General features: G+C 46.2%; 21 protein-coding genes. 19 read left to right on the plus strand and 2 right to left on the minus strand.

Going from position 1 to position 22,726, the window contains the following annotated elements:
* The first annotated feature begins 14 nt into the window (after positions 1 to 14).
* From BDD39_RS02375 to BDD39_RS02395, 5 genes are all read left to right on the plus strand, one after another.
* Positions 15 to 1,127 carry a glycosyltransferase gene (locus BDD39_RS02375; RefSeq protein ID WP_166907807.1) on the plus strand — a complete coding sequence of 371 codons (1,113 nt, stop codon included), beginning with the start codon at positions 15 to 17 and terminating at the stop codon, positions 1,125 to 1,127.
* Positions 1,124 to 2,194: a glycosyltransferase gene (locus BDD39_RS02380; RefSeq protein WP_166907809.1), complete on the plus strand. Its 1,071-nt coding sequence runs from the start codon at positions 1,124 to 1,126 to the stop codon at positions 2,192 to 2,194. The genes BDD39_RS02375 and BDD39_RS02380 overlap by 4 nt, the downstream gene beginning before the upstream one ends.
* 3 nt (positions 2,195 to 2,197) lie before the next feature.
* Positions 2,198 to 3,064: a UTP--glucose-1-phosphate uridylyltransferase GalU gene (galU, locus tag BDD39_RS02385; RefSeq protein WP_166907811.1), complete on the plus strand. Its 867-nt coding sequence runs from the start codon at positions 2,198 to 2,200 to the stop codon at positions 3,062 to 3,064.
* Entirely contained in the window at positions 3,061 to 4,278 is a 1,218-nt protein-coding gene (locus tag BDD39_RS02390) for a glycosyltransferase family 4 protein (protein ID WP_166907813.1), read from the plus strand. The genes galU and BDD39_RS02390 overlap by 4 nt, the downstream gene beginning before the upstream one ends.
* Positions 4,279 to 4,501: 223 nt before the next feature.
* Complete coding sequence (locus BDD39_RS02395; protein ID WP_015863777.1) at positions 4,502 to 6,160, plus strand: IS1634 family transposase; 1,659 nt, start codon at positions 4,502 to 4,504, stop codon at positions 6,158 to 6,160.
* Between the two features lie 429 nt (positions 6,161 to 6,589).
* Here BDD39_RS02395 and BDD39_RS02400 read toward each other — a convergent pair whose 3' ends face one another.
* Together BDD39_RS02400 and BDD39_RS02405 are read right to left on the minus strand one after the other, a co-directional pair.
* Positions 6,590 to 7,609 (minus strand): LCP family protein, encoded by a 1,020-nt coding sequence (locus BDD39_RS02400; RefSeq protein WP_243845967.1) that lies wholly within the window; start codon positions 7,607 to 7,609, stop codon positions 6,590 to 6,592.
* A 65-nt stretch (positions 7,610 to 7,674) separates the two neighbouring features.
* Positions 7,675 to 8,313 (minus strand): YigZ family protein, encoded by a 639-nt coding sequence (locus BDD39_RS02405; RefSeq protein ID WP_166907815.1) that lies wholly within the window; start codon positions 8,311 to 8,313, stop codon positions 7,675 to 7,677.
* Positions 8,314 to 8,544: 231 nt separating this feature from the next.
* Here BDD39_RS02405 and BDD39_RS02410 point away from each other — a divergent pair, with 231 nt between their 5' ends.
* The 14 genes from BDD39_RS02410 (at position 8,545) to flgK (ending at position 22,717) form a co-directional block, all read left to right on the plus strand.
* On the plus strand, positions 8,545 to 9,726 hold the full coding sequence (locus BDD39_RS02410) for a sensor histidine kinase (RefSeq protein ID WP_166907817.1): 1,182 nt from the start codon (positions 8,545 to 8,547) through the stop codon (positions 9,724 to 9,726).
* The gene (locus BDD39_RS02415; RefSeq protein ID WP_166907819.1) at positions 9,723 to 10,400 is read left to right on the plus strand and encodes a response regulator; all 678 of its coding nucleotides are present in this window, start codon (positions 9,723 to 9,725) and stop codon (positions 10,398 to 10,400) included. The genes BDD39_RS02410 and BDD39_RS02415 overlap by 4 nt, the downstream gene beginning before the upstream one ends.
* 160 nt (positions 10,401 to 10,560) lie before the next feature.
* Positions 10,561 to 11,406, plus strand: coding sequence for a DegV family protein (locus tag BDD39_RS02420; RefSeq protein ID WP_166907822.1), 846 nt, complete (start codon positions 10,561 to 10,563; stop codon positions 11,404 to 11,406).
* A 62-nt stretch (positions 11,407 to 11,468) separates the two neighbouring features.
* Positions 11,469 to 12,956, plus strand: a complete 1,488-nt coding sequence (locus BDD39_RS02425; protein ID WP_380630382.1) for an ATP-dependent helicase ComFA — start codon at positions 11,469 to 11,471, stop codon at positions 12,954 to 12,956.
* On the plus strand, positions 12,953 to 13,624 hold the full coding sequence (locus BDD39_RS02430) for a ComF family protein (protein ID WP_166907826.1): 672 nt from the start codon (positions 12,953 to 12,955) through the stop codon (positions 13,622 to 13,624). Before BDD39_RS02425 ends, BDD39_RS02430 begins: the two co-directional genes overlap by 4 nt.
* A gap of 80 nt (positions 13,625 to 13,704) precedes the next feature.
* Entirely contained in the window at positions 13,705 to 16,482 is a 2,778-nt protein-coding gene (locus tag BDD39_RS02435) for a hypothetical protein (protein ID WP_166907828.1), read from the plus strand.
* The gene (locus BDD39_RS02440) at positions 16,479 to 16,766 is read left to right on the plus strand and encodes an EscU/YscU/HrcU family type III secretion system export apparatus switch protein (protein WP_166907830.1); all 288 of its coding nucleotides are present in this window, start codon (positions 16,479 to 16,481) and stop codon (positions 16,764 to 16,766) included. The genes BDD39_RS02435 and BDD39_RS02440 overlap by 4 nt, the downstream gene beginning before the upstream one ends.
* 58 nt (positions 16,767 to 16,824) lie before the next feature.
* Positions 16,825 to 17,253, plus strand: a complete 429-nt coding sequence (fliS, locus tag BDD39_RS02445) for a flagellar export chaperone FliS (protein ID WP_166907832.1) — start codon at positions 16,825 to 16,827, stop codon at positions 17,251 to 17,253.
* Positions 17,254 to 17,274: 21 nt separating this feature from the next.
* Positions 17,275 to 19,284 carry a flagellin N-terminal helical domain-containing protein gene (locus BDD39_RS16260; RefSeq protein ID WP_243845968.1) on the plus strand — a complete coding sequence of 670 codons (2,010 nt, stop codon included), beginning with the start codon at positions 17,275 to 17,277 and terminating at the stop codon, positions 19,282 to 19,284.
* A gap of 87 nt (positions 19,285 to 19,371) precedes the next feature.
* Positions 19,372 to 19,809, plus strand: coding sequence for a YaaR family protein (locus tag BDD39_RS02460; RefSeq protein ID WP_166907834.1), 438 nt, complete (start codon positions 19,372 to 19,374; stop codon positions 19,807 to 19,809).
* Between the two features lie 22 nt (positions 19,810 to 19,831).
* The gene (locus BDD39_RS02465; protein ID WP_166907836.1) at positions 19,832 to 20,242 is read left to right on the plus strand and encodes a TIGR03826 family flagellar region protein; all 411 of its coding nucleotides are present in this window, start codon (positions 19,832 to 19,834) and stop codon (positions 20,240 to 20,242) included.
* Between the two features lie 74 nt (positions 20,243 to 20,316).
* Positions 20,317 to 20,580 carry a flagellar biosynthesis anti-sigma factor FlgM gene (gene flgM, locus BDD39_RS02470; RefSeq protein ID WP_166907838.1) on the plus strand — a complete coding sequence of 88 codons (264 nt, stop codon included), beginning with the start codon at positions 20,317 to 20,319 and terminating at the stop codon, positions 20,578 to 20,580.
* A 14-nt stretch (positions 20,581 to 20,594) separates the two neighbouring features.
* Positions 20,595 to 21,071, plus strand: a complete 477-nt coding sequence (locus BDD39_RS02475; protein ID WP_243845969.1) for a flagellar protein FlgN — start codon at positions 20,595 to 20,597, stop codon at positions 21,069 to 21,071.
* 11 nt (positions 21,072 to 21,082) lie between these two features.
* Entirely contained in the window at positions 21,083 to 22,717 is a 1,635-nt protein-coding gene (gene flgK / locus BDD39_RS02480; protein ID WP_166907840.1) for a flagellar hook-associated protein FlgK, read from the plus strand.
* The last annotated feature ends 9 nt before the right edge of the window (positions 22,718 to 22,726 follow it).

The raw sequence follows: 22,726 nt of genomic DNA on the forward strand, positions 1-22,726 counted from the left end.
ATGAGGGGTTTACGATGAAAAAGGTGCTTGTTTACTATCCTTTTCCGCTCGCTGCACAACGGAATAGCGGCTCGAAATTAAGGCCGCATGAAATGTACAACGCGTTTTGTGAATGGGGCGCAAAAGAGGGAATAGAAGTGATTCTTATTTCCGGAACCTCAGCGGAAAGAGAGAAGCAATTTTGTCAGCTCCGGAACGAAGGGAAGCTGACAAATCTTTTGTTTTGCTATATGGAGAATCAAACCATTCCTTTATGGTTGACCGATCCGGGACATAAACCGCAACGGCCATTGGTTGATTGGAAAGTGCTGCGCTATTTAAAGGAGCGCCATGTTCCTGTAGGGGTTTTTTATCGTGATGTGTATTGGAAATTTGATGAGCTCTACCCGCTTAAAGGGTGGAAGAAAAAGATCATGCAAACGATTTATCGGTGGGAAGAGCGGTTTTATGAAAAATATTGTGATGTCATTTTTTTGCCTAGTTTAGAAATGGGAAAATATGTTTCCATCCGGCGGCCAATGGTCGACTTGCCGCCTGGGGGAAAGAAAAAAGCGCTCCCTTCTAAACGGCATCATGACAGTACTTTCCAAGCAATTTATGTCGGCGGTATTAATAATGATGACTATGGATTGCCGTTGCTTCTTGACGCATTGGAAGTCGTCAACCGCCATCAACGTTTTGTCCATTTAACGGTCGTATGCCGTAAGGATGAATATGATGCTTTGCCTGTTTCGAAAAAAGAACGAATCCAACAGCTGCAAGCAGAGGTAAAGCATGTGAGCGGAGAAGAATTAGATCGCTTGTATGCACAGATGGATTTTGCTTTTATTCCAAGAATTCGCAGCGAATATAACGATTTTTCCGTACCTGTCAAGCTTGTCGAATATTTATCCAACGGACTGCCGGTGGTGGCAACGTCCTGCTTGGCGCAGAAGCGTTTTATTGAAGCGGATGGATACGGTATTATTTGTGATGATAATAAACATTCGATGGCGGAGGCCATTCAAACGATGATGGAATCGCTGGATGGATACCGTGACAATATTGCACAAACGTTTGTGGCAAAGCATTCATGGGTGGCAAGAGTAGAAAAAGTGAAAAAGACGTTAATGGGGGAAGACGAATGAAAGTATTGCTGTTGGCCCCGAGCAAATCGATTCACACCCATAAATGGGCATTGTTTTATAAAGAAAACGGCATCGATGTCAAAGTGGTCACTTTTAAAGACCATTATTCGCCAGAAAACGCGAAAGAAGTCGAAACAATAGTGTTACCGAAATTGTTACCCGGGAAATTATCCTATATTTCGAGCATATTCGCCATAAAAAAACTGTTGACATCGTTTCAACCTGACATTTTACATGCTCATTATGTGTCGAGTTATGGGTTTGTCGGTGCTCTTTCCAATTATCATCCATTTTATGTCTCCGTGTGGGGAAGAGATATTTATCAATTTCCGCAACAAAACAATATGAATAAACGTATTGTCGAGTTTGCTTTGGAGCGAGCAGATATGATTTGCTCGACGAGCCATGTCATGGCGATGGAAACGAAAAAATACACGAATAAGCATATTGAAGTAACTCCGTTTGGTGTTGATTTAACAAAGTTTAAACCGCTGGAAAAGCGCGAAAAAGACGTTGTCACAATCGGCACGGTCAAAGCGCTCTCCGACAAATACGGTATCGCTGATTTGATCAAAGCGTTTGCGATCGTTCATAAAAGTTATCCGAATACGAAATTAGTCATTGTCGGTGACGGTCCGCAGCGTCAAGAATACGAGGAATTGGCAGAAAGATTGGGGATTAGCGGTGTGACGACATTCACCGGACGAGTTCCGAATACAGACGTACCAACTTATATTAACAAAATGGACATTTTCGCTGTACCGTCAACGGAAGATAGCGAAAGTTTTGGCGTGGCAGCGGTAGAGGCAATGGCTTGCGGGGTTCCGGTAGTCGTATCCAATGTAGGGGGATTGCCGGAAGTGGTGAAAGACGGAATAACTGGATTCGTCGTACCGAAAGAGAGCCCGGAAAAGTTGGCGGAAGCGTTTGAAACACTTTTGCGTGACCCACAGTTACGCGCGAAAATGGGAGAAAACGGGGTTCTTCATGTGAAAGAACATTACAATTGGATTGAAAATGCAATGAAGATGCTTCGCTTATACAAGCAAACATTAAACGAGGTGTGAAGGATGATTAAAAAAGCAGTGATTCCGGCAGCAGGTCTTGGTACTCGTTTTTTACCAGCTACAAAAGCGCAGCCGAAAGAGATGCTGCCAATTGTTGATAAACCGACTATTCAATATATTATAGAAGAGGCTGTCCATTCAGGCATTGAAGACATCATCATTGTGACAGGGAGAAACAAACGGGCGATTGAAGACCATTTTGATAAATCTGTCGAGTTAGAATTGCTTTTGGAACGGACCGGAAAGCATGATATGCTGAAAATCGTTGAGTCGATTTCGAATTTAGTCGATATTCATTACGTTCGCCAAAAAGAACCGCTTGGTCTTGGACATGCTGTTTTATGTGCGAAGAAATTTATCGGTAACGAACCATTTGCCGTGCTTTTAGGAGACGACATTATTGATAGCGATGTTCCAGCATTGCGGCAAATGATTGAACAATATAATGAGGTGCAATCAAGCATTCTTGGCGTAAAAGAAGTACCGCGTTCGGAAGTAAACAAATATGGGATTGTCGACTATGCCGAACAAAATGGTGAATTGTTTGCGGTAAAAGGATTAGTAGAAAAGCCAGCCATCGAAAAAGCGCCGTCCACCCAAGCGATCATTGGCCGGTATATTTTAACCCCAACCATTTTTGATATGCTAGAACAAGTGTCTCCTGATTCGAAAGGGGAAATCCAGTTAACGGATGCGATTGACCGATTATTGTCCAAGGAAAAAGTATATTCCTACATTATTAAAGGGATGCGTTACGATGTGGGGGATAAGTTTGGATTTCTCCAAGCTTCCATCGATTTTGCGTTAAAGCGCCCGGATTTAAAAGATAAATTGCAACAATACTTAAAGGAAAAGCTGAAACAATTATGAGAATCATTTATTTGTGCCAACACTTTCCACCTGAGACGGGCGCACCGCAAATTCGAGTATACGAAGTGAGCAAGGAACTGATCAAAAGAGGTCATCAAGTGGAAGTGTTGACGGCGTTTCCGCATCATCCGAAAGGAGTCATTCCAGAAGAATATCGCGGAATGTTTTATTTATTTGAAGAATGGGATGGTATTCCTGTTCACCGTACATGGATTTATCCGTCCCCAAAAGGGAGTTTTTGGAAAAGGCTGGCTTCTTACTTTTCTTTTACATTCAGCTCGTTTTATTCCCTTTTTAAATCGAAGCCGACAGATGTGATTATTTGCAACTCCCCGCCTTTGTTTTTAGGAATTACCGGCTATCTTGGGGCAAAGCTAAAAAGGGCAAAATTTGTATTTAATGTCGCCGATATTTGGCCGGAATCCGCGGTAGAGCTAGGAATTTTGAAAAATAAAGCATTTATCCGGATGGCAAGATGGCTTGAGTTGTTTTTATACAAAAAGTCATGGAAAATCGCAGCAGCGACAGAAGGCATTCGTGATTATATGATTGAACAAGGGAAAGCGCCGCAGGATGTCTTTTTATTGCCAAACGGGGTAAACACAGATGTATTCAAACCTTTGCCAAAAAATCAAGAGCTATTAAGGGAGTTAGGATTAGAAGACAAAGTGGTGTTTACTTATGCCGGAACGATGGGATATGCACAAGGATTGGACTCTGTTTTGCAGGCGGCCGCTTTAATTAAAGACGAATATCCAAATGTTCACTTTCTCTTTGTCGGCGATGGCCAGGAGCGGGAAAAGCTAATCCAGTTAAAAGAAGAGCTGCGTCTTGATAATGTTACGTTTTACGGTTCCGTGCCTGTATCGAAAATGCCTGACATTTTTTCCATATCGGATTACAGTATTGTGTCGCTGCGTAATATTGATTTATTTAAAGGGGCGCGGCCATCCAAAATTTTTCCGGCTATCGCTACAGGAACGCCGGTTCTTTATTGTGGAGCCGGAGAGAGCGCCAAAATTTTGGAAACGTATCACTGTGGGAGAATCGCACCTCCAGAGCAACCAGAAGGAATTGCTGCCGTCATACGGGAGCTAATGCAAATTTCCGAAGAGGAATACCGTACTATGTCGGAAAATGGAAGAAAATTGGCGGTAGAGGAATATTCGTGGAGTCGTATTGTCGATGATTTATTAAAACATCTTTCCGAATAAAAGATAAAAAAGAAACCAGCGTGTCCATATTGGTCACACTGGTTTCTTTTTTTGCCTTAAATGTTATGAAATAGCGCCAAGCATGCTCCGTCTTTTAATAAGAAACTTTTGCACCTTTAAAATCTCACATTTCGCACCCTCTCGACGAAAATCGGGAGGATTTTTTCGTTCCGATGTCGAATGAATCCTTGACACACAAGGAACGTAAAGGAGTTTTTCACTTATGAACGTTCAAGTCAAAAAGGTCTATCGCAATTCTTATTTGAATATAATAAGTGCCCTATTCAAGAAACTGGGTCTGCCTCAATTGATTGACCATCTCGTGCCCGTCGATCCGCAGTGCCAAACGCGAGTCAGCGATGCCGTTCAGGCCATCCTCTACAATGTGTTTGACGGCCGGCAAGCCCTTGTTCACTTGGAACATTGGGCTCAGGAGGTCGATTGTGAGAAACTCATCCGTCCCGATCTCCATCCTTCCTGGTTGAACGACGATGCGTTGGCCCGTCATCTCGATCGCCTGTATGAGGCTGGCATTCACAACGTCATCAGCACTTGCTTGATTCATATTTATCGAAAAGAAGGCCTTTCCCTCCGAGCCTTCCACGCCGATACGACGGACAAGACCGTTTACGGCGCGTATGAATCGGCCTCGTTAGAGGCCTTACAAATCACACATGGCTACAACCGCCATCATCGTTGGCAAAAACAGATCGGTTTCGGACTGGTCGGCAACGAGGACGGCATCCCGTTTTACGGCGATGTGCACGATGGCAACCTGCCCGATAAAACATGGAATCCCGAGGTGCTGTCTCGTGTCCATGAACAGCTGAAGCAGGCCAAAATCGAAGACGAATGGATTTACGTGGCCGATTCCGCCGCGATGACGAAAGAGACCCTGGCGCAAACCAAAGCGGCCAACGCCTTTTTGATCACCAGAGGCCCTTCGTCGCTCCGGATCGTGAAAACCGCGCTGGCCGAAGCGGATGCTGAGGACACGACGTGGAGCGATCCCTTTACGTTGGCGGAGAGAAACGGCGCCACGTACCGGGTATGGGAAACGGCCTCGACGTATGAAGGCCACCCCGTTCGGCTGATCGTTGTTGAATCGAGCGCGCTCGACCAGCGAAAAGGAAAGACGCTTGAAAAAGAACGAACCAAAGAAGCGGAGCTTCTTCGCGAGGAACAAGCCCGTTGGGAGCGTCACCCCTTCTCCTGCCGGGAAGATGCCGAACAAGCCTTGGCGTCCCTCAAGGCGTCCCTTCGCCCCCGGTTTCATCGGGTTGAGGCCGCGGTCGAAGAGATCGTACGCCTGAAAAAACGGCGCGGACGGCCGAAAAAAGGGGCGGAACCCGAGGTGGAGACGCTGTATTTCTTGCACCTTGACGTCGAATTCGACCAAGACGCGTGGGAACAGGCGAGACGGAAAGCGTCCCGGTTTGTCCTTGTCACGACCGTTCCGAAGGAATGGAAGGGCCAACCCATGGATGCCCAAGAGATCTTGAAGCTGTATAAAGGGCAGATCTCGGTGGAAATGAACTTCGCTTTTTTGAAAGATCCGTTTTTCACGGATGAGATTTACGTCAAAAAACCAGAACGGGTCGCAGTATTAGGCTATTTGTTTCTGTTGGCCTTGGCTATTTACCGCGTTTTTCAGCGCCGAGTGCGTCAGTTTATTACTCCAGAACACCCGTTGAAGGGTCCTGGAGGCCGCAAGCTGACCCGGCCGACGGGACAGGCGATTTTTCAGCTGTTTCAATATGTGAACGTCGTCCTGTTCAAGCTGCCGGATGGGCGCATCCAACGCTCACTGGATCGCTCCCTTACCCCTGATCAGCGAAGGATTCTGCAGGGATTGGGCATGGATGAGAGCATCTACGTGTAACGTGATACGGAACGACCAGCGATGGTAAAAAAAGGATTGCCATCGCTCGTTGTGTTGGTCAAAAAGTTATTCTGAAAAACTAAATAAAAAATCCTTTGTTTTGACCTTGTTAGGGTGCGAAATGTGAGGAGAATAGTAGAAATGATGAGTTTTTTCACGAATGGTATCCCCCCGTGCTTTGGTATTTTCTATACTATGATAGCGAATTTTGTCGTAATTTCCAATACGAATTAAGTGCTATAATTTAAGAGAATGAAAGAAAATGGAGGAATACGCTAGAATTTGAACAATTATGGAGATTTAAAGAATTATGGGAAGATATTTGTAGATATTTCCCTTACGTATTGGAAAAGGGGGGATTTATCGAGGGGATACGATGAAATAAAAAAGCTTCTCTCATAAGCTTATGCCATGAGAGAAGCTTTGTCATTAATTTGACGCAGCAGTATTGGCAGCTGAGTCGTTTTTAGTCAAAGAAGTGTTTGCTTCGCCAAGCGCTTGTTGCAACGTTTTTGTAATGGTGCTGACAGATTCTTCGTCTGGGATATAGTAATATACTCCGTTGATCGTGTCATCGTAGCCTTTTAGATGGAGATTTTCGACATGCGCTTTATTCATTTCTTGGTAAAAATAAATAAAAGATAACAAATCGGAAGGCGGAATATTTGTACGCACGTGATCGCCTAACTCTGAAATAATATCGTCGAGTTTCGTCAAGGAAGTGATAGAAGTGCTTTTCTCAATGATTGCTTTGATTGCCTGTTTCTCACGTTCGTTTCTTCCAAAATCGCCTCTTGGGTCGGATTTTCTCATTCGTACATAAGCAAGTGCTTCATTTCCGTTCAGTTTTTGTTTCCCTTTATGGAAGGTGTGCCATTTTAATGAGCCGGTCAACTGAGCTTTAAACGTAAACGGAACATCCACTGTGATTCCGCCAATGGAGTCGACAATTTTTTGGAAACCATCGAAGTCGGTGGTAATGTAATAGTCAATTGGGACATCAATTAATTCGTTGACCGCAGCGATGGTGGACTCTATACCACCATGGCTGTAGGAATGCGTGATTTTATCTTTTCTGCCTTCTGTAGGAATATAAACGCGCGTATCACGAGGGATGCTTAACAAATAAACTTTGTTTGTTTTTGGGTTTACGGTTAAAAGCATAATGACATCTGAACGGCCCTCTTCATCGTGATACTGATTTTCTACCCCAACCAATAAAACGGTGAAAGGGTCTTTTCGTATTTCAATGTGTTGAGTGCGTTTTGACGAACCGAGCGCCTGGTATATTTTCTCTGAAGCTTTTTTTGTTGCCGAATATATGTTGTATCCGAACACACTTATTGACCCGATGAACAGGAAAAATATCATGAGTAAAAGTAGGCGGATTTTTTTCTTTTTCTTCTTTTTCTTTTTTACTAATCTTCTTGTATTTCGTGGTTCCATCATACAGTAACCCTCTTTTCAGTTAGTTTTTGCAAAATATTACCGTCCCAACAGGCTTTTTATATCATTTATATTTCGATTAATTCCTCTAAATACTCCGTGTTGCCTTCTTTTATTTCCGCTCTTCCATTGGTGAGTTCTGTCATCCATTCCACAAACAGTTGCTTGTTTGCTTCTTCTACAAAAATTTCTAGTTCCACATTTTCAGCATAATGGATATCTTTTATAGTATACACCGAGGAACGCAATTCATTTTCCACTTTTCCAAGCCATGTGTAGTCAATGACCACATGCATGATGCGCATAAGGCGGCGTTCGACAATGCCCGCTGCTTTCAGGCCTTCGGAGACGGATTTTCCATACGCGCGGACAAGGCCACCGGCTCCGAGCTTAATGCCGCCAAAATAGCGGGTGACGACGGCAACCGTGTCCTTTAGCCCTTTTTTCTTCAGCACCTCGAGCATTGGAATGCCCGCCGTTCCACTCGGTTCACCATCGTCATTCGCTTTTTGAATCTGATCGTGCTCGCCGATAATATAAGCGGAACAGTTATGGGTCGCATCCCAATGCTTTTTTTTGATTTGTTGAATAAACTGAACGGCTTCTTCTTCCGTCGTTGCTCTATTGATATAGCAGATAAAACGGGATTTTTCAATAACTATTTCATTTTCCCCGTATCCTTTTACAGTGTAATATTTTTGTAACAAAACAAAAATCACCTCGCTGGAAGAGAAACGGGCTTTACTTTTTAACAAAAGTTTAGCTAATTTATGACCAAAACATGTTATACTAATTTTATAGATTTATATCTATATCCATAAAAATAGTGGATGCTTTTCTTATTATAAATCGACAACATTTTTCCTTCAAATAAATTTTTTTGGCGCGGATACATAAAACTGGGCGACGCCAGAACGAGGCATTTACGGGGGATTGATATGTCTGTAAGCAAAAAGCTAGATGCGACAGAATTAGATAAAATTGTCGAAAAAATGATCGACACCGTTCAACATAGCAAGGATGAAATTTTCCAAATCGGCGAACAATCGCGTCAGGAACACGAAAAGTTGCTGCAAGAACTAATGGAAATTAAACGGCTGACCCAGCAGACGATAGAAGAAGCGGACAAGCTCGAAGTAAAAGCGCGCTTTTCCCGCCGTCGTCTTTCCGAGGTGAGCCAAAATTTTTCTTCCCACTCCGAGGAAGAAATTCGCAAGGCATACGAAGAGGCGCATGCATTGCACATGGAGCTGGCGATGGTTCGCGAGCGGGAAAAGCAGCTGCGATTGCGGCGAGATGAGCTTGAGCGGCGCTTAGCAGGATTGAAAGCGATCATTGAACGTGCCGAGCATTTAGTCGGACAAATTACCGTTGTGCTTCATTATTTAAACAGCGATTTCCGCCAAGTTGGCGAGTTTATTCAAGGAGCGAAACAAAAACAGGAGTTTGGCCTTAAAATCATTGAGGCACAAGAAGAGGAAAGAAGGCGGTTATCGCGCGAGATTCATGACGGTCCCGCGCAGACGCTGGCGCATGTCATTATCCGTTCCGATTTAGTGGAAAAAGTGTTAAAAGACCGCGGCATCGATGCCGCGATTGCCGAAATTCGCGATTTTAAAAAAATGGTTCGTTCCGCCCTTTATGAAGTGCGCAGGATTATTTATGATTTAAGACCAATGGCTCTTGACGATTTAGGTTTAGTGCCTACACTAAAAAAATACCTACAAACGATCGAAGAGTATAATAAAGGGGTTACTGTTTCCTTCACATACATCGGCGAAGAAATGAGACTGCCGTCCCGCATGGAAGTGGCGGTATTTCGCCTCGTTCAAGAATCAGTGCAAAATGCCCTCAAACATGCGGAAGCGACAAACATTGAGGTAAAGGTGGAGACCAACAACAATCAGCTGCTCGTTATGGTAAAAGATGATGGCAAGGGATTTGACACCACCGTAAAAAAAGAGAACGCCTTTGGACTGATTGGCATGAAAGAACGCGTCGAATTGCTCGAAGGAACGTTAACGATTCGTTCCAAAGTCGGATTTGGCACGACGGTTTTCATCCGCATTCCATTGAACGTGCATGTACATGACCAAAAAAGGGAGGAGAGGCATGAATGAAAACTCGCATCGCGATCATTGATGATCATCAACTATTCCGTGAAGGGATTAAACGCATTTTAGAATTTGAAGAAGAATTTGAAGTCGTTGCCGAAGGCGCGGATGGATGTGAAGCACTTTCCATTGTCGAACAGCATCGGCCGGACATCGTCCTAATGGACATTAACATGCCAAATACGAACGGAGTCGAGGCGACGAAACAGCTGATTGAAGCATATCCTGATACAAAAGTCGTCGTTCTTTCCATTCATGATGATGAAAATTATGTCATGCGCGCGTTGCAAACCGGTGCCACGGGCTATTTATTAAAAGAGATGGATGCCGACACGTTGATTGAAGCGGTGAAAATTGTCGCAGAAGGCGGCTCGTACTTACATCCGAAAGTGACCCATAATTTGATTCGTGAATACCGCCGTCTCGCATCCGGAAAAGGAGAAAGCAAAGTTGGGAAGCAGGAAGTGCGCCGACCGCTCCATCTGCTAACGCGCCGCGAGTGCGAAGTACTGCAGCTGCTCGCAGACGGAAAAAGCAACCGTGGAATCGGTGAAGCGCTATACATTAGCGAGAAAACGGTGAAAAACCATGTAAGCAGCATTTTGCAAAAACTAAATGTAAACGATCGTACGCAAGCAGTCGTTGTGGCGATCAAAAACGGATGGGTCGAAGTTCGTTAATGCGTAAACATCGTGTCTTTTTCGCTGCTTGCGTTCGTCGAAATGGGTAAACATGCAGCAAAGATTGTCCATTTTTATCGATAGATGATAATGAAATTCGTTCCATTTTTCGATATAATAGGCATTAAAGACTATGATGGACGAGGAAGGTAGGAAATGGATGAAAACAGCCGTTGTCACCGATAGCACCGCATATATCCCGAAAGAAGTGCGCGATAGATTCAAGATTCATATGATTCCGCTGAGCGTAACGTTTGGCGGCGAGACGTACCGCGAGGAAATCGATATGACGGCCGAGCAGTTTTACGAAGAGGTAAGGCGGCAAAAAGAGCTGCCGACCACGTCCCAGCCTCCTGTCGGCGAGTTTGTCGAACTGTTTACAGCGTTGCGCGATGAAGGGTATGACGCGGTAATCAGCATTCATCTCTCCAGCGGTATTAGCGGCACGTATCAAGGCGCGCTGACGGCGGGAAATATGGTCGAAGGTTTGAAGGTGTATGCCTACGATTCCGAAATCAGCTGCATGGCCCAAGGCTTTTACACGATCGAAGCAGCGAAAATGGCGCTCGATGGAAAGACGCCCGAGGAAATTATCGCACGGCTCGATGAAGTGAAAAAAACGCTGCGCGCGTATTTTATGGTTGACGATTTATCCCATCTGCAGCGCGGCGGCAGGCTGACGGGTGCGCAGGCGTTTATCGGTGGACTCCTGCAAATTAAACCGCTGCTTTGCTTTGAAAACAAAGTGATCGTTCCGTTCGAAAAAATTCGCACGCGCAAAAAAGCAGTGAAACGCATTGAAGAGCTGTTTGCCGAAGACGCTGCCAAAGGAGTGCCGCTCAAAGCGGCGATCATTCACGCCAACCGTCCTGATGAAGCCGAGCAATGGAAACAGGAGCTAGCAAGCAAGTATCCCCATGTCGAATGGATGGTGAGCTACTTCGGTCCAGTGATCGGCACCCATCTTGGCGAAGGCGCGTTAGGATTAACATGGTACCAGCCGTAATGGCGCATTCCCGTGCCGTGGGCATGGGAATGCCCAGCTAGACAAGGAGGGATCCAATGCGTATGCCGAGTGGCAAAAAAGGTGTTCCCAAGGCACACCCCCATTATCATGGTCATGAGGCAAAACCGACCGCCCATCTTGATGCTTCCTCTTCCGCTTTATTCCACACCGATTTTTCCTACTCCAGCGAACTTCTCTCTTTTTTAGACGGAAAACAGCTTCTCCCGCAAGAAATTCCCTTTCCAAGTGATCTCATTCAAGCGCATCATGAACATGGCTACCTTTCCTATGAAAAAGGACTGACGAAAACCAAGCATGGATGGCGCTGCGCGCGGTGCGGCAACGAAGACCCGCATTTTTTCGCAACGTTCCCTTGCGCCCGCTGCCAGGCGATGTGCACGTATTGCCGCAAATGCATTACAATGGGGCGCGTCAGTGAATGCACGCCGCTTGTCACTTCCCGTGTTCGTTTTCCGTCTGTGTCTTATCCGAATCCGCTTGCCTGGAGCGGGACGCTTTCGCCAGGGCAAAAGCGGGCGGCGGAAGCGGTGGAAAAGGCGATCATGGGAAATGGCGAATTGCTCGTTTGGGCAGTTTGCGGTGCGGGCAAGACGGAAGTATTGTTCCAAGGAATCGCGCGGGCGCTCGAGATCGGGAAACGCGTATGCATTGCCACACCGAGAACCGATGTCGTCCGCGAGCTGGCTCCGCGTTTGAAACAAGCGTTTCCAAGCGTCCCATTGATCGCCTTATACGGCGGCAGCGACGACCGCGGCAAATTCGCCCCGTTTGTTATTTCCACCACCCATCAGCTGCTCCGGTTTTCCCGCGCTTTTGATGTGATGGTCATTGATGAAGTCGATGCGTTTCCGTATTCTGTCGAACCAATGCTCGAATACGCCGTCGCCAAGGCGCGCAAAGAAACGTCCAGCCTTATCTATTTAACCGCGACTCCGAAGCGCTCCTGGCAGCGGGACGTCCGCCATGGCAAACGCCAAGCGGTGACGATTCCCGCCCGCTATCACGGCTTTCCGCTCCCCGTTCCCGCTTTCGAATGGTGCGGCAACTGGCGCAAACAGCTAAAGCGAAGGCGCCTTCCCCGCAATGTCCTCGCCTGGGTCCAATCCCGCATCGAAGCAGGCAAACAAGCGTTTTTCTTTATTCCCCATATTGAAGTTATCGATCCAGTCGTACGTATATTCAAGCAGCTAGATGAACGGATAGAAGGCGTGCACGCCGAAGATCCACAGCGCGCCGAAAAAGTGCAGGCGTTTCGCGACGGACGACTTCCGCTTTTAGTCACGACGACGATTTTAGAGCGCGGCGTGACCGTGCCGAACATCGATGTCGCCGTGCTTGGCGCTGAAGACCGTATTTTTACGGAAAGCGCGCTCGTGCAAATCGCGGGCCGCGTCGGGAGGAGCGCCCAGCATCCGAGCGGTGACATCCGCTTTTTCCATTACGGAAAGACGCGGGAGATGGTTGCGGCGAAACGGCACATTGAGAGAATGAATAAAGAAGCGGCGGAAAGGGGGATGATCCGACGATGAGGTGTCTGGTTTGTCATGAATCATTTGACCCGCCGTTTACTTTTCGACTGTTGCTAACATTGGATGAGGTAGATCCCGTTTGTCCACGCTGCCGTGGCCGCTTCTCCCTCATTGAGGAGCCAATTTGCGAACGATGCGGCCGTCCGCATTCCACCAGCCTTTGCGATGACTGCCAACGATGGCAGGAGACTGGCGGCGTATTGGAGAAAAACCGCTCCGTTTATCAATACAACGAATGGATGCAGGAATTGTTTTCCCGCTTTAAATTCCGCGGCGACTACGCGATGGTAGAAGCGTTCCGTTCGGTTTTTCCCGCCGCCTTTTTCCGCCATTTTTCCCGCGATGTCCTCATCGTCCCCATTCCGTTAAGCGAAGCCCGCTTGCGAGATAGGGGATTTAACCAAGCCGAAGCGCTTGCCTCTCTTCTCCCGCTGCCCATGCAAAACGTGTTAGAGAGACTTGATCATCATCAACAATCGAAAAAACAAAAAAAGGAGAGAATGAGCGCCCCGCAGTTTCGCGTGAAAGATGCGTCCGCCATCCAAGGAAAAGATATTGTATTAATCGATGATATTTACACCACCGGCTCCACGGTGTACCACGCCGCAGCGCAGCTCCGCCAATATGGCGCCAGCTCCGTCTCTTCTTTTACGTTAATTCGGGCGTGATTAGTAAGAAAGTTCCATTGATAGATCGACAATTCGCGCCGATATATAAAGTAGAAAAACGAAGAGCGGAGTGAGAAGTGATGGAGATTAAAGGGTATGGAAGCAGCCAAGGAGTCATTTTCTCCTCTAGTAATCCGACGGTGTTGAAACAAGGAGATATTTACGAAGCGCTGGTAAAAGAGAAAATCAGTGATACAGAAGCGATCGTGCAGCTGCGTGGGATGGAAGTACATGTACGAGTCGATCAACGCCTCCCAAACGAAGGAAAAATTATGTTGGAAATCGACCATGTGCAAGACGGCGTGGTAGAGGGGCGCATCGTTGCGAAACCACCAAGCGCATCATCTCCAAAGCCAGAAACGCCAGAGCTTCGTCAAGCGGCAGCGATACTAGCGGAAAAAAGCATTCCACTCACAGAAGAAGCGCTTGAAGCGTTGCGGACGTTTTTCCACAAAGGAACGGGGACCGTAGAACAAAAACTAGAAACGATTCAAGCGGCAGCAAATAAACGAATTGCCATCCGCCTTCCAGAGTTAACCGCGATTCATGAAGCACTGCATGGAAAACCACTCGGTGCGGCGCTCGAAGACATCGCAAAACAACTACATTTGCCAATAGCAAGCCAAGAACGCCTTGCCGACTTGCGCGTTGAGTTTCAGGCGGAAGCCGATATGGAGCGAGTAAAGCCATATGCGGCAGAAACGAAGAATCCAACGATAGATCGTGTTGCCCGCGAAGCGGTTGTTTTTCAAGAAAGAGGACAAGAGGTGGAGCGTACTAGCGGGCAGGCAGAAAAGGAAGCAGTGGGCGAACGGTCCAATGGGATCGAACTGGTTTCGTCTGTCCGTCGTCAAGTGGAGAATGCCGTGAATGTTCGGAGTGTGGAGGAAGCGATCCGCATGGCAGTACAAGAGCTTCCGTTAGAGTTGAGGGAGAGAGTATTGCGTACATTGAATCAAGCGCAGCGGTTGGAGAGCATCGAACGCAGTGCGGAAGGGCGACATCAGTTGGTTCAGGTGCTGACTGAGATAGAAAACGAGCTGTCCATAGGAGCGGCAAAAGTAACAAGAGGCATGCATCCGGAAGCAGTGGAATCTCCAAGCTTAAGCCAGATTCGAGAAATTCATCGTCAGGTGGAGAGTGCACCTAGTGTACGCTACGTACAGGAAGCCATACGTACAGCGGCGCGGGAACTTCCCGCTGAGCTGGGGGAAAAGGTAGTGCAGGCATTAGACCAAGCTTTGCGGTTGGAAACACTAGGATTGGCTCAATCGGCACGCCTGCGGCTTATGCAAGCATTATCTTCGCTCGAAAAGGATTTGGCGCAGTTGATGCATCATTTCCAACTATCCTTGCAAACAGGCAGCACCGACACAAGGACGGTCTCAGCAACATCCGCTGCACCGATGGCCGCATCGGAGGCGTTTTCAGACCGAGTGCCAACAGAGTCGCCAATGGTGAATAACACAGAAGAAATTTCTTTGCTTCGCGACTGGATTCGGCGTGCTCTGAAGGCCATACAGAGAGAACCGGATGTTACAAAAGCGCTTGAGATTGTAAAGACAGAAGTGGTTCCAAAGCTGCGGGAAGATCATCAAAAGCAAAACATGATGCGAGCGATTTCCGAAGCGGAACAGCTTTCCGAGAAAGGACGCGAAATGAAAGCGCGGCAAACGGTGGTCATGGAGCTGGAGAAAATCGAAACTGCGCTTCCAAAAGATGTGCCAGCGATGGACATCGACGGAATGATGCCTATACAACTCAACACGAAAGATATCATGGTGCAAACGGTCACGAAACGAATGGCGGAAGCGGCGCTCGAGTTTCAACGAGCGAAGCGGGATATGATGCGCAATTTGAATACAGTAGACCATTTAATTGAACAGTACCGCCAGTCCGCCCGCCCGCAGGCGAAACAGCTGGTAGAGTCGGTAATTAAAATGTTGGATCAGGCGATATTAAAAAGCGATATGATGCTGTTTGCCGATATGGTGACAGAAAAGCGGCTGCTGCAAGCGAGTTCGCAGCTTGCGGAAGCGAAGAAGTTTCTTGATAAAGGTGACTACGAACAAGCGCGGAAAGTGGTGCAAGAAGTGAAAAATATGCTTGCGCAACTGCAATTTAAACCATCCGATGTGAAAATAAAACATTTTGTTTCCCAAGAAAGCATGAAGTCGAATGATCCTGCACATGCGTTTTGGAACAAATGGAGTGAAACGATCCATCCGGAGCCGTCTGCCCGCCACGTATTGGAGACGATTCGCCGCCTAGGGCTTACATATGAATCAGATGTAGCGAACGCGCTTGTGTTTAAAGATGAAAAACAGGGGGAGGCAGAGCAAACGGCGAAAGAATGGCTGCTGAAGTTGGCGCAGACGGAAGGAAATCCTGCCGCGAAACAAGCGGAACAAGCAGCGATGAGCATAACGGGACAACAGCTGTTAAACAAATGGGACGGCGCCAATGCGATGCAGACACTGTTTTTTACGATTCCGATTTTACTGCAGAACCAAGTAAAAGACGTGAAAATCTACGTCAACGCCCGCAATAGCGGCACACGGATAGATTGGGAGAATTGCAGCCTCTATTTTCTATTAGAAACACGGAAGCTAGGCGACATTGGCATTTTATTAACTGCCAATGAACGGAATTTATCAATTACACTCCGCAATGATCGTCCCGATTTTTCTGAGAAAGTATCTCCACTTTTGGAAGCAGCCAAACAAAATATGGAGGAAATCGGATATAACGTCCAATCCATTCAGTTTGCGCCATTGTCCGAAAAGAAAGAAGAAAAATCAATTGTAAAGGAAACGCACCCGATATTGACGGAGAAAGGATATGATATCACGATATGATGTACTTTAACCAAAAACGGAAAAAAGAGTGGAACGGACCATCGGCCGCAGTTATCCGCTATGAGGAAGGAGACCGTGCCCCGACAGTAATCGCCCATGGGCACGGTTACATCGCCGAAAAAATTATTGAACTGGCAAAACAAAACGATATTCCGATCGAAGAAGATGTTTCTCTCGTCCAACAGTTACTCGATATTGATTTAGGCGATCATATTCCGCCGCAATTATATGCGGTCATTGCCGAGATTTTAGTGTTAATTGAAAAAATAGAAAAAAATTATTAAACATCACGAGAAATGTGTCGATAAGTAAAGTAGATGAACATTAGAGGTGGGAAGGAAGATGGATTTTCTTACCGAAGAAGCGGTCTATCAAAAAACCTCGCAGCAATTAACCGCGCTTTTATATGAAGGATTAATAGAAAGTATAGAAGAGGCCATTCATTACACGAAACAAAAAGATTATATAAAAGCGAATAAACGATTGCAGAAGGGCAATGACATTCTGCGCCGCCTTGGCGTTGGCTTGAAATACGACGCGGGAATTATCGCTCACCAGCTAGACGCGCTATATAACTACATGGCGGAACAACTCATTGAAGCAAACATCAAAAAAGACATCGCGATCATGGAAACGGTATTAAAAATCGCAACCGAAATCGCCGAAGCCTGGAATGTCGCGATGAAAAAACAAACTTCTGCCCAGCCTTCTTCGCCATTGATGAAAAAATTGTCGGCATATGAACAATTCATTACGGCTTACGAAGAATAATAGAAAGGGAGAGAAATATAAATGAGAATTAACCATAATATTGAAGCGTTAAATGCGTATCGTAACTTAGCAGCCAACCAATCTAACCTTTCCAAAAACCTAGAAAAACTATCATCTGGATTGCGCATTAACCGTGCGGCCGACGATGCGGCGGGACTCGCGATTTCGGAAAAAATGCGCTCACAAATTCGCGGACTGGAAATGGCCGAGCGCAATGCGATGGACGCCATCTCCCTCCTTCAGACGGCGGAAGGAGCTTTAAACGAAGTTCACAGCATCTTGCAGCGCATGAGAGAGTTGGCGGTGCAAGCGGCGAATGATACAAACACTGACGAAGACCGCACACATATTCAAAGTGAAATCAATCAGTTGGCAGATGAGTTAAATCGTATTGGAAATAGTACGGAATTTAACAAAATAACTTTGCTGGATGGCAGTATTTATAAAACGGAGGCGCTACCTGCAAAGTATATTAGTGATCCTGTTGCGGGAAATATTGAAATTCGAAGTACAGAAACAAACGCAAAAGTAGTTGGAAAACCAATTGAGGAAGCTGTTGAAATCCATGATGATAAACCAGGATATGTTACGGGTAGTATCAATTTATCTGATAGTGCTTTAGCGGCCTCACCAATTACTATTGATAGCTCAAATAATGAATTGACTCTAGAATTGGGAGACGGAACCATTGGCACAATTGTTTTAGATATAACGGCTCAAGGAGGGACAAAATTAACATTTAATGGTAATGCGTCGACAAATCAAAGCCAAGCAGACTTACTGGCTGTTATTAACAATGCTATTGCAAATTCTAATTTAAATGGAAAGGTAGCAGCAAGTGTTGATGCCAATGGCCACCTAATGTTTACCGATTTATCTAGCGCTGGTAATGGTAGTCACGTTAAAGTTAACGGAGGAAATGCGTTAGGAACATTAATTGGCACAGCGACAGAAGTAGACGGAATTCCAAAAAATAATACTCTTACTTTTGATTTTACTGATGGTGCTAGTGGAAGTAGCAGTACAGTTACCATTACCCTTACAAATAAGGTATATAATACAGTAGATGACATTGTTGCGGAAATAAACAATCAACTAGCTTCTGGAAATTATAACATTACTGCACTAAACGATAATGGGAAAATTGTGCTTCAAGCAAATGATGCTGGCTCGGATAGTTCCATTACAAACGTAAGAGGTTCTGCTGCTGCTCCGTTATGGTTAATTAACGCCCAAGAAATAAAGGGGCTGGATGCCAACAACCAAATTTCCTTTAAATTAAATGGCAATCCATATACAGTCACAATTCCTGATGGTACTTATACTGATCGCAATGTGTTGGCATTAACGATTCAAAATGCGATTAATAATGCTACCAATAATGGAGAAGCAGATATAACTGTAAAGGCAGCGGGTAACTATTTCGTATTTGAAACGGGTTCTGCTGGTGCAAATGAAACGTTTGAAATTACCTCTGCCAATGCAGACTTAGGATTGGCAACACGTGAAGCAAAAGGACAGGATGCTCTAAACGCGGATATTAGTGTTCAAATTGGAGCAAATGAAGGCCAGAGTTTGTCGTTTAGTATTGCTGATATGAGAGCAAAAGCGTTAGGAATTACAAGCGAGTCTTCCGGTTCGTATACGTATACCGGGGCAGATGGCAGCAATATTACTGCGTATTACTCTACAAATACTGTTAAAAATAGAGATAAAATTGAGTATGTCATTAACGTTTCTGATGCTCAATCGGCAAGTCGAGCAATTACGGTAATTGACAACGCAATCAGATTAGTCTCTACCGAACGCGGAAAACTAGGCGCCATCCAAAACCGCCTCGAACATACGATCAACAACTTGACAACGGCAAACGAAAACTTAACGTCTGCGGAATCGCGCATTCGTGACACCGACATGGCGCTCGAGATGACCGAGTTTACGAAAAACAACATCTTAACCCAGGCAGCACAAGCGATGCTAGCGCAATCAAACCAGCTGCCGCAAGGAATTTTGCAACTGTTGAAAAGCTAATACGCTCGTTGATGAAGGGGTGGGTCCACAAGGCCTCGCCCTTTTTTTGTAGTTGTGCGATAATGGTGGTAACAAGGGGGGATCGTGATGGAAGTGCAAAAAGTAACAAGGGCGAACGTAGCAAGCGTCAGCCGTAAAGAAGAAACGGCGATGGAATCGGTGTCATTTACCGAAGTGATGGCAAAAACCCGCAGCGACATCGTCTGGGAACGCGTGCGGCAACAAGTCCAGCAAATCGAAGAGCAGGGAAAAAAGCTGGCTGAATCGCGCACGATCGAGGATTTGAAAAAATATAAACGGCTTGTGAAGCAATTTTTAGATGACGCCGTTCAAAACGGGCTGCAGCTTGAGGAACAGCGCGGATTCAGCCGCGGCGGACGGGCGCGCATTTATAAAATTGTCAAAGAAGTAGATCGGAAATTAATTGAATTAACGAACGAGGTGCTGCAAAAAGAACAAAAAAGATTGGACATCTTGCGGCTTGTTGGGGAAATTCAGGGGCTGATCATTAACATTTACACATAAGGCGTATAGGGAGGAGAGCACGGTGGCAGAACTGACCAATTGCCCAAAATGCGGGCGGCTGTTTGTCAAGCAGTCGTCCATTCGTGATGTGTGTGACCAGTGTTATAAGGAAGAAGAGAAATTGTTTGAAAAAGTATATTCGTTTCTCCGTAAACGCGAAAACCGCACCGCGACAATGGCACAAGTGGTCGAAGCGACGGGAGTGAGCGAGTCGCTGATCACGAAGTGGATTAGAATGGGGCGCCTCCAGCTCGTTCTTTTTCCGAATCTCGGTTATCCTTGTGAATCATGCGGGGCAATGATCCGCGAAGGGCAACTTTGTCCGAAATGCCGAACGAAGCTGCAAACAGAGTTGAAGCGGGCCGAAGAAGAAAAACAGCGGGAGCGGTTAAAATTCAAGACTTATTACACACAAAAAGGGGAAGGACGCTAAACATTCGCGATATCGTTCCGATATAAAGAATAGGCAAAGGTAGAACGTTTAAGTGAAAAAGCGAGGTGAACGAAATGAAAATTCATCATGTCGGCCCGATGAACGTCAATCCGTATCAACGGCAATATAACAGGCTCGAAAAGCAAGCATCGTCCGCAAATAAAAAAGACCAAGTCGAAATTTCCGAAGCGGCGAAAGAACTGCAGGAAGCGGCTAAATGGGAAAGCGCGCGCCAGGAAAAAGTGGAAAAGCTAAAGCAGCAAGTACAAAACGGCACGTATACGATTGATCCAAAAGCAATCGCCAAAAGCATGATTCGATATTATCGAAACCAATAAACATGGAGCGAACGATGATGAAATTCGCGGAGCTTATTTCGATCTTGCAGGCGCATGCCAAGTTGCACGAAAGTTTATACAAGCTTGCCGAGCGGAAAACGGAAGCGTTGAAAAAGAACGATATCGATGCATTGTCGACGTTGATGAAGGATGAACAAAAACACATTTTCGCCATTCGGCAATTGGAAGAACAGCGCATCGGCTGGCTGAAAAAAACATTTCCAAACGAAACGGTGACAATCACGCGCTGTTTGGAGCTGGCTGACGAAACGGAGCGGGAACAACTTCGCCAATGGCACGGGCGGCTGGCCGAAGCGATTACGCGACTAAGGCAAGTCAATGAGCTAAATAAGCAGCTGCTCGAGCAGTCTTTGCAGTTTGTCACCGCAATGCTCGATGTCATGATGCCATCGGCCCAGCCGATTGCTTACAATAAGGCGAACGAATATGAAACGCCGCCCAATCGTTCGATCTTTGAGTCCAAGGCGTAAGGAGGAGAATGATGCTTTCGACATTTCATGGATTAGAAGTCGTCAAGCGCGGCATGATGACCCAGCAGGCCGCTCTGTATGTCACAGGGCATAACGTTGCGAACGCGAACACTCCTGGATATACGAGACAACGCGTCAATTTTGTGACGACGGAGCCATTTCCCGCCCCTGCCCTCAACCGCCCGCAAATTCCTGGGCAGATGGGAACAGGTGTAACAGCGGGCTCTATTGAACGTGTACGCGAATACTTTTTAGACATTCAATATCGCGAGGAAAACAACAAGCTCGGTTATTGGGAAGCGCGTGCGGACGCCGTCTCCAAGATGGAAGACATTATGAACGAACCATCGGATAACGGATTGGCAAAAACGATGGATCAGTTTTGGCAGGCACTTCAAGATTTAAGCACCAACCCGGAAAACGAAGGAGCGCGGTCCGTCGTACGCCAGCGCGGACTCGCCGTTGTTGAAACGTTCCATTATTTAGCAAACTCGTTATCACAAATTCAGACGGACATCGGTACACAAGTTGGTGTGACGGTGACGCAAATCAACTCGCTTGCGAAACAAATAAGCGAGATTAACCAACAAATTGCGAGTGTCGAACCGAACGGCTATTTGCCAAACGACTTATACGATGAACGCGATCGCCTGGTTGATGAGCTGTCCAAACTTGTCAATGTGCAAGTCGAAAAAGTACCAAGCGGCGGCAACGCATTAGCTACCGCAGAAGGGGCGTATAACATTTATTTCATGAACGGAAATACGAAAATTTATCTCGTCCAAGGCGGGAATTTTCAATCGATTTCGTTTCCAAACGGTCAAGATGTGGATGGAGACGGTATAAAAGAAATGCCGCCAGCTACGGGAGTCACAGAATTGCAAGTAGGTAGTACGTCCCAAGTAGGTAGTACGTCCGTTTCCTTCACTAGTAACAACCAAGTCACATTTCCGATGGGCAAACTGCGCGGTCTTATCGAAGCATACGGCTACGTAAACGGTCAAGATAGCAACGGTCAGCCAATCGTGACAGGCATTTATCCAGATATGTTAAATAACTTGGATAAGCTTGCTTATACGTTTGGCACATTGTTTAACGAAGTACATAAGCAAGGATACGGGCTTAAGGATAATTCACATGGAGTTGCTTTTTTTGATGGCATTGGACAAGTGACAGACGCCGCCAAAACGATTCGACTTTCTGATGATATCAACGATCTCGCTAATATCGCTGCTTCTACGGAGCAAAAACAATCAGGAAACGGCAATAATGCGATTAACCTTGCGAATGTCGGCGGCATGTTGCTCTCTGCGGATACGATCAGTTTAATTGGTACAACAAACACGATCCAGATCAGCTCGCTCCATCTGCCGTTGACTTCTGGTACGATTCAAACGAACTACCAAGGCTGGATCGGCAAAATTGGCGTCGATGGCGAGCAGGCGAATCGGATGAAAAACAACAGCGATGTCCTCCTCCAATCGGTGGATGAACGCCGTCAATCGGTCAGTTCCGTCTCTCTCGATGAAGAGATGATGAACATGATTAAATTCCAGCACGCCTATAACGCGGCGGCACGGCAAATTACCGTCGTGGATGAAATGCTCGATAAAATCATCAACGGCATGGGAATCGTCGGAAGGTAAGGTGATGGA

The sequence above is a fragment of the Saccharococcus thermophilus genome, assembly GCF_011761475.1.
In the GTDB taxonomy this organism is placed as follows: Bacteria; Bacillota; Bacilli; order Bacillales; family Anoxybacillaceae; genus Saccharococcus; species Saccharococcus thermophilus.

Coding starts and splice junctions, on each gene's coding strand:
- flgK (WP_166907840.1), top strand. CDS start 21,083: ATGCTTTCGACATTTCATGGATTAGAAGTCGTCAAGCGCGGCATGATG.
- BDD39_RS02435 (WP_166907828.1), top strand. CDS start 13,705: ATGGAGATTAAAGGGTATGGAAGCAGCCAAGGAGTCATTTTCTCCTCT.
- BDD39_RS02400 (WP_243845967.1), bottom strand. CDS start 7,609: ATGATGGAACCACGAAATACAAGAAGATTAGTAAAAAAGAAAAAGAAG.
- BDD39_RS16260 (WP_243845968.1), top strand. CDS start 17,275: ATGAGAATTAACCATAATATTGAAGCGTTAAATGCGTATCGTAACTTA.
- galU (WP_166907811.1), top strand. CDS start 2,198: ATGATTAAAAAAGCAGTGATTCCGGCAGCAGGTCTTGGTACTCGTTTT.
- BDD39_RS02390 (WP_166907813.1), top strand. CDS start 3,061: ATGAGAATCATTTATTTGTGCCAACACTTTCCACCTGAGACGGGCGCA.
- BDD39_RS02415 (WP_166907819.1), top strand. CDS start 9,723: ATGAAAACTCGCATCGCGATCATTGATGATCATCAACTATTCCGTGAA.
- BDD39_RS02380 (WP_166907809.1), top strand. CDS start 1,124: ATGAAAGTATTGCTGTTGGCCCCGAGCAAATCGATTCACACCCATAAA.
- flgM (WP_166907838.1), top strand. CDS start 20,317: ATGAAAATTCATCATGTCGGCCCGATGAACGTCAATCCGTATCAACGG.
- BDD39_RS02460 (WP_166907834.1), top strand. CDS start 19,372: ATGGAAGTGCAAAAAGTAACAAGGGCGAACGTAGCAAGCGTCAGCCGT.
- BDD39_RS02475 (WP_243845969.1), top strand. CDS start 20,595: ATGATGAAATTCGCGGAGCTTATTTCGATCTTGCAGGCGCATGCCAAG.
- BDD39_RS02410 (WP_166907817.1), top strand. CDS start 8,545: ATGTCTGTAAGCAAAAAGCTAGATGCGACAGAATTAGATAAAATTGTC.
- BDD39_RS02420 (WP_166907822.1), top strand. CDS start 10,561: ATGAAAACAGCCGTTGTCACCGATAGCACCGCATATATCCCGAAAGAA.
- fliS (WP_166907832.1), top strand. CDS start 16,825: ATGGATTTTCTTACCGAAGAAGCGGTCTATCAAAAAACCTCGCAGCAA.
- BDD39_RS02375 (WP_166907807.1), top strand. CDS start 15: ATGAAAAAGGTGCTTGTTTACTATCCTTTTCCGCTCGCTGCACAACGG.
- BDD39_RS02430 (WP_166907826.1), top strand. CDS start 12,953: ATGAGGTGTCTGGTTTGTCATGAATCATTTGACCCGCCGTTTACTTTT.
- BDD39_RS02440 (WP_166907830.1), top strand. CDS start 16,479: ATGATGTACTTTAACCAAAAACGGAAAAAAGAGTGGAACGGACCATCG.
- BDD39_RS02395 (WP_015863777.1), top strand. CDS start 4,502: ATGAACGTTCAAGTCAAAAAGGTCTATCGCAATTCTTATTTGAATATA.
- BDD39_RS02425 (WP_380630382.1), top strand. CDS start 11,469: ATGCCGAGTGGCAAAAAAGGTGTTCCCAAGGCACACCCCCATTATCAT.